Source organism: Nostoc sp. (genome assembly GCF_036917315.1).
GTDB lineage: Bacteria > Cyanobacteriota > Cyanobacteriia > Cyanobacteriales > Nostocaceae > Nostoc.
In genome coordinates this window covers 317238-324298 of record NZ_JBALDR010000012.1, presented here as the reverse complement: position 1 = coordinate 324298, position 7061 = coordinate 317238, and the positions used below count along the sequence as shown (strand labels likewise).

The 7061-nt window shown below is 43.2% G+C and carries 5 protein-coding genes; 2 read left to right on the top strand and 3 right to left on the bottom strand.

Annotated elements, in window-relative coordinates; all coding sequences use genetic code 11:
• The coding region (locus V7K84_RS06355; RefSeq protein WP_334836961.1) for a hypothetical protein at positions 1–381 on the bottom strand (381 nt) is incomplete at its 3' end.
• Positions 382–446: 65 nt separating this feature from the next.
• Positions 447–1550: a TIGR03032 family protein gene (locus tag V7K84_RS06350; protein WP_334836960.1), complete on the bottom strand. Its 1104-nt coding sequence runs from the start codon at positions 1548–1550 to the stop codon at positions 447–449.
• 897 nt (positions 1551–2447) lie between these two features.
• Here V7K84_RS06350 and cysC point away from each other — a divergent pair.
• Positions 2448–3020, top strand: a complete 573-nt coding sequence (gene cysC, locus V7K84_RS06345) for an adenylyl-sulfate kinase (RefSeq protein ID WP_334836973.1) — start codon at positions 2448–2450, stop codon at positions 3018–3020.
• 31 nt (positions 3021–3051) lie between these two features.
• Here the strand turns inward: cysC and V7K84_RS06340 are convergent, their stop codons facing one another.
• A complete protein-coding gene (locus V7K84_RS06340; protein WP_334836959.1) occupies positions 3052–5025 on the bottom strand; it encodes an ABC1 kinase family protein in 1974 nt (657 codons plus the stop codon).
• Between the two features lie 258 nt (positions 5026–5283).
• On the opposite strand from V7K84_RS06340, the gene recN reads away from it, so the two are divergent.
• The gene (gene recN, locus V7K84_RS06335; protein WP_334836958.1) at positions 5284–7032 is read left to right on the top strand and encodes a DNA repair protein RecN; all 1749 of its coding nucleotides are present in this window, start codon (positions 5284–5286) and stop codon (positions 7030–7032) included.
• Positions 7033–7061: the final 29 nt, after the last annotated feature.

Below are 7061 nucleotides of genomic sequence, written 5' to 3'. Positions count from 1 at the left end.
GGGGTTATTTTGAGTGCTGCTGGTGTAGGTATTGACCTTAAATTCTCCCCCTTGAGCCACCCCAGCACTGTTGTAGCGTTGGGCATATATCCCATAACCATCCCCGTCCTGACCATTGCTAGTCCAGGAAATGACAAAGTCCCCACCTGAATCCATCGCTACTGCGGGGTTATTTTGAGTGCTGCTGGTGTAGGTATTGACCTTAAATTCTCCCCCTTGAGCCACCCCAGCACTGTTGTAGCGTTGGGCATATATCCCATTGCCAGACCCGTCTTGACCAGAGCTAATCCAGGAAATGACAAAGTCCCCATCTGCATCTATTGCTACTGTGGAGTTAGATTGACTGCCGATGGTGTAAGTATTGACTTGGAATTCAGTCATGAAAAAACCTCTGAAAAAAACTAAAAATTTTATTTCAACAATTACGGTCTGATTAAACAGATTTATTAGTCATTAGGAATCACTGCACTCGGTCGCAGCCAGTAGTTCAACTCTGGTGCAGTAAATGCTTGGCGGATTTCTTTTCGTTCTTGATTCAAAACCATTGGACGCTGTACACCAGCAAGAAACTGTACATCATAAAGTTCTTGACAGCCTGCGGTGAACTTCAGCATTCCCACCTGTTGCCCATTTCGTAAATCCACGACTGCCACACCACAGAGCAACTTCTCAAATCGTTGAGTTATGGGCAATCCTCCGAAAATATGCCGTTCCCGAATCTGGCATAGTCCGACTAGGGCGTAATACCCGACGCAGCACAGACCCCGCAGAAATCCAGGGAGTACACAGACTACTTGTTTGTCTCCTGATTCTGGATGAATGCGCCATATTTCCCCGGCACCAGAGTTGAGTAACCACAAAAACCCGTCATGCCAAATTGGGGAATGGGGCATTGATAATCCATCTACAACAATTTCATTACTCTCTACTTCCACAACGACCCCGCCGTTGGCTTTGCCCGGCCGCCATCCCCCGACGGTATCTGTCGCACCGAGGGCAGTCACATACTTGGGTTTGCCATCCACCATTGCTAATCCATTCAGGTGACATCGGTCTTCTGGCACTACTTCAGAAATAAATTTCGGATGCCAGCGCGGTACAAAGCTAAAGTCTGGACTCAAAGCAGAAAGACACGAAAAGCGGGTGTTGACAATCCACAGCCCTTCTCTGCCAAATTCCAGGTCGTGAATGTTTAGGTCGCCTGTAAAATATGTCATCCGTGGCAAGTAGAGGGCATCGTAGCGTCCGGGCTGGTCTTCTAAAAACTCATAAGCTAAGGCGGGGGCATTGGCTAATAAACAGACTTCATGATGGCTAGCCAGTGCTAGTCGTGAACCATTCACTGCCAATCCCATTGGTTTGGAAAATTGGCGTAACAGCATGGTTATCTGTTCTCCATTCCAGCCTACTAGTGCTAGTTTTCCGGCTTGGTAGGTGGTGATGGCAACTGAGCCTCCGGCTTGACTCAGCCAGGAGATAAATCCCCGATCGGCATCACATTGAATTAAGTTATTCTCTTCTGGCGCAGTAGTGGGAAAAGTGGACAACATAAATCAGTTGAATTAAATTTCAAATTTTGTTGAGGAACTTTAGACTTAGTTAAATACAAAATATACTCAGTGGCTCTAGCCCTTAAAATTGAGCAGTAAATTACTAACTACGAACCCCGAAAATTACTGGCACACAACATTAGTACTGCATGGCGTAAATCCAGCGATCACCTCAATTAAGTAGACAAGTTGCTCTGAGCAACTTGTTAAAGGTGAACAAATTTATGCCAAGGTGTACTGGTGATTGATGTCATTGGTTTTAATGAGTTGTGAAAGTTTGTAGTCAGGGCTAAAATCCTTGAAATTGACTGATAAATCGCTCACTACGAAACTCTCAGAATTAATCACACAGACCACTAAGCGTGCCATCATTGTCAATAAACAAGTCTGTACCAGAAACAGCACTTAAAGGAATCGCCCCCAGAAAATAGGTCGCGCCGCCATAAAGCTGCACTGGATCTAACTTTGCAGATATTTTGAACTGAGTTTTTTATAATGTCTTAGCAGTAAATCTTGTTTGGTAATCTACTGTTATAATAAAGACTATTATATTTAAAAATAAACTGTATATATACTGAATGTAAAAATTAGTTAAAACTTTAATAATTTGAAAACTCGATCGACAAGTTTTGTTACTATAACGGCAAATTGCGTTGTTAGGGTAGAGAAAATGCGTAGGTGTAGCCTGTCGTATACATCGCCATGCTTCGTATTAAATATTTAGCCTAAATACGTATAATTATGCGATTTTTCACTCGAAATCAGTAGAGGTAAAAGTAACAAGGTTGACATAGAATGCCTTGCAATTGCTGAAATTCCTGCTAAAAAAGGATTATAAAAAGAAATTACTATTTGACCCACAATTACCTAAAAAAGCTTTTTGGTGTGCCATTTAAAATTTACGACGAAAGTAGGATGAGACAACAAGAGTGTGGTGTGACAGTATGGTTCACTGGTCTGAGTGGTGCAGGTAAAACTACTATCTGTCAATTCGTGGAGAAGGAACTGCGGATACAGGGATACAGAGTTGAAGTTCTGGATGGTGACGCAGTACGTCAAAACCTATGTAAAGGATTGGGTTTTAGTAAAGAGGATCGAGAGGAGAATATTCGGCGCATTGGTTTTGTAGCTCAACTTCTTGCTAGAAATAATGTAATTGTATTGGTTTCGGCAATTTCACCGTACCGCGAAATTCGAGAAGAAGTGCGCCAAAGTATTCGATTTTTCATTGAAGTTTACGTCAACACATCATTAGAAGTTTGTGAACAACGAGACGTAAAAGGGTTATATAAAAAAGCAAGAGCAGGGGAAATTAAGCACTTCACTGGTATTAATGATCCTTATGAAATACCACTCTGTCCTGAAGTCGAATGCAAAACTAACCAGGAAAGCGTTGCTCAAAGTGCAACTAAGGTCTTAGAAAAGCTAGAAGAGTTGGGTTATATAGTTGCTAGGATGAATGATTTATGAGTTAAATAAAGTTTTTAACTCATAATTTTTACTAAGATGCCAATAATTGCCGAATTAACCTGGCTACAGCTTTCTGCGTGAAGCGGTTGGCTATTTGTTGACCTAAACGTTGTACATCTGAATTTACCAATAACTGGGCAATTTGGGATGTAATTTGCACTGGGTCAAAGCCTCTTGTTTCTCGGAGAATACCTAATATACGTTTGATATGCTCTAAGGTTTGTTGTTGTTCAACTGTAGCTGCTGGAGTTTTATTAACTGCTGTCAATCCTACCCGTTCTCGTAACAAAGAGGTAAAGTTATGCAAAACATTTTTACCTAAAGCATCGAGTCCGTTAACAGATTCATCTACTAGTTTGTCACGAATAAAAGCACCGCGTTCAGATGACAGAAATTCTATCCCCTGATTCAGCACTAAATTAAAGTCGTAGTCTTGACTATTACGCGCATTTTTTAACAAGTTTTCTAAGCGATTCCAGCGAAATCTGCCATCTTTAAATAACAAATCTTGCAATGATGCTCTTAATTGCGGTGCTGGATCTGTTAACAGGCGTTTGGAAACGTAGGGATAAGCTTCGCTGAGGACTTTAAAGTTGGGATCTATATATATTGCAATACCTTCTAGCGTCACAAGGGAGCGAATAATTAAGGCGTAGTAGGGCGGTACGCGGAAAGGATACTCATACATCAAAGCCGATAGTTCATCTGTGATGCTTTTAATATTAAGATCGGCAACACTGGCTCCTTCGGCATCAGCAAAGACTCTGGCAAAAGCTGGGATAATTGGTGTTAAATCGGTTTCTGGTGATAAGAAATCTAATTTAACGTAATCTTTTGCTAATCCTTCAAAGTCGCGATTGACGACGTGGACGATCGCTTCAATCAAACCATAACGCTGTGGTGGCTTAATCTCGCTCATCATCCCAAAGTCGAGATAAGCTAATTTGCCATCGGTTGTCGCTAACAAATTACCAGGGTGGGGATCTGCATGGAAAAATCCATGTTCTAGCAGTTGGCGCAGGGAACACTGCACACCCACTTCAATTAGATAACGAGCATCTATACCTTGGGCGCTAATTTCTTCTGTCTGGGTTAATTTAGTACCATTAATCCACTCCATCGTCAAGACGCGACGATTGGTATATTCCCAGTAAATTTTCGGTACATATACGTCTTTTATATGACCGTATAATTCAAAAAATCGCTCCGCATTTTCACCTTCGTGGATGTAGTCCATCTCTTCAAAGATGCGATCGCCTAATTCATCGAGAATCCCAACTAAGTCACTTCTTACCCGTTTAACCTTTTTCTGCACCCAAGCGGCGAGGTTACGCAAGATATACAAGTCAATGGTGATTCCCTCTCTTAAGTCGGGGCGTTGAACTTTAACAGCGACTTCTTCACCAGTTTTTAGCTTACCTTTATATACTTGCCCCAATGAAGCCGCAGCAATTGGCTGGGCCGACAGTTCGGCGTAAACCTCTTCTGGAGGTGCGCCTAACTCTTCTTTGATAAACTGGTAAGCAATTTCGTTGGGAAAAGGCGGTAATTGGTCTTGTAGTTTAGTTAATTCTTCTAAGTATACGGGAGGAACTAGATCCGGTCTGGTGGACAAAGCTTGGCCAATTTTAATGTAAGCAGGCCCTAATTGGGTCAGCAATACTCGTAGCTGAGTAGCTCGGCGGCGGTCATTTTTGACGACAATTCCCCGTTTACTATCCGACCACAATCCAAAAGCAAAGGATAGAGTCGGCCCCAACACGGCGAAAATCCGCCGTAAAACTTGCAGGCGTCTCTTTTGGTAATGCGCCGCTATGCCCACGGGATCGTAAAGTATCTCAGGTTGGGCTGTTGTTCTCAATTGTTGGGCTGCTAAGAGTCTTGGCGAGCGCACAACTAAGTTTGGTGTACCATTTTCTGGTACTAGATCAATAACGTCCAGTTCGCCGTTGCGACTGTCCTCCTGAATCGGTCGGGAACTAGGGGGAAGTGTCTTAACAATCATGAAGAAGGCCACCAGTCAGAACGATCACATTAAGTATTGTAACAATATGTTTAGAAATTGGGAATTGGGAATGGGGCATTGGGTATTTTTTCCTCATCTTCCTCTGCTCTCCTTACTCCCTAGTACTAATAGGTCTGCTACACTTAAACGGGCATACTAGTTCAATAGTAGTAGGTATTGCTAGTTGCTGAAATATCATACTTATTGTCTTGTAAGTTAGAAGTATCCGGCATCTGCCCTCGTGGAGAATTTGGCTTGATGTTGCTTTGCCTGAGAATTGAAAACTTTGCCCTAATTGACCAACTAGAATTAGAATTTGGCGCGGGACTAAATGTGTTAACAGGTGAAACCGGCGCTGGAAAATCGATTATCTTGGATGCCATTGATGCCGCTTTGGGCGGTAAAGTCTCTAGTCGAGTCATTCGCACGGGGACAAGTCGGGCGATGGTTGAAGCTACTTTCACCTCAAACGCCCCCCTAGCGGCTTGGTTGACTGAACAAGAAATAGATTTGCTTGATGAAAATTCTGTAGTCATTAGCCGAGAAATCACAGCCACTGCGAGTAATGTCCGTAGTCGATCGCGGGTGAATGGTGTGTTGGTAAATCGGCAGATCATGGCAGGAATGCGCGATCGCTTGGTGGAAATTACCGCCCAAGGTCAAACGGTGCAAGTGGGACAATCTGCCCAAGTTCGGGACTGGTTAGATTTGTATGGCGGCGACTCTCTAATGCAGCAGCGCCATAAAGTCGCCACGAACTTTAGTAGTTACCAACAAGCGCATTTAGCTCTAGAAAAACGCCGGACATCAGAACGGGAACGGTTGCAACAACTTGACTTGCTCACTTATCAAGTGCAAGAACTGGGAGCAGCCAATCTCAGTGAGCCTAATGAATTGGAACAGTTGGGACAAGAACGGGAACGCCTGAATCATGTCGTTGATTTGCAACAAATGAGTTACAAGGTTTATCAGGCTTTGTATCAAAACGATCATGAAACTCCCGCCGCAGGTGATTTATTGGGAGACAGTGAGGCGATATTAAATGACATGGTGGAATACGATACCCAACTACAACCCCTATTAGAATTGGTGCGGGACGCGCAAGCTGCGGTAATGGAAGTAGGAAGGCAGATTAATGCCTATGGGGATGGATTGGAAGCCGATCCCCACCGATTGGAAGAGGTAGAAGAACGAATTCAGGAATTAAAGCAAATTTGCCGCAAGTATGGGCCGACACTTACAGAAGCGATCGCCTATTACCAACGTATCCAAGCAGAATTAGCCCAACTTAATGACACCGAACAATCTATCGAAAGTCTGGAACAGCAAGAAAAGGCGTGTTTTGAGAAACTTACCCAAGCAAGTAATCAGTTAACTCAATTGCGGGGTAAGGCGGCGGCTAATTTAGAATCACGTTTGATAGCTGAACTCAAGCCCCTAGCGATGGAAAAGGTGAAGTTTCTGGTTGAAATATTACCAGCTTTCCCAACTGCGATGGGAGCAGATAAAATTACTTTTACATTTAGTTCCAATCCCGGAGAACCACTGCAACCTTTAACAGAAGTTGCCTCTGGTGGGGAAATGAGCCGCTTTTTACTGGCTTTAAAAGCTTGTTTTTCTCAAGTTGATGCAGCTGGGACAATGGTATTTGATGAAATTGATGTCGGGGTTTCGGGAAGAGTCGCCCAAGCGATCGCGGAAAAATTATACCAGCTAAGTCAACGTAACCAAGTGTTATGTGTTACGCATCAACCTTTAGTTGCGGCAATGGCCGATCGACATTTTCGTGTAGATAAGCAAACTATTAATCAAGGCAAAGGTAAAAAAGCCAACAATGACAATGCCGAACAGCGTACCGTTGTCAGAGTTACTACCTTGGATAATTTAAACACCCGTCGGGAAGAACTAGCGCAGTTGGCTGGTGGTAAATCTGCAACTGATGCGATCGCTTTTGCAGAATCTCTATTACTACAAGCTGCTAACCACCGTCGCGGGAAGCATACTTGACTAAATAATTACGAATTACGAATTACGAA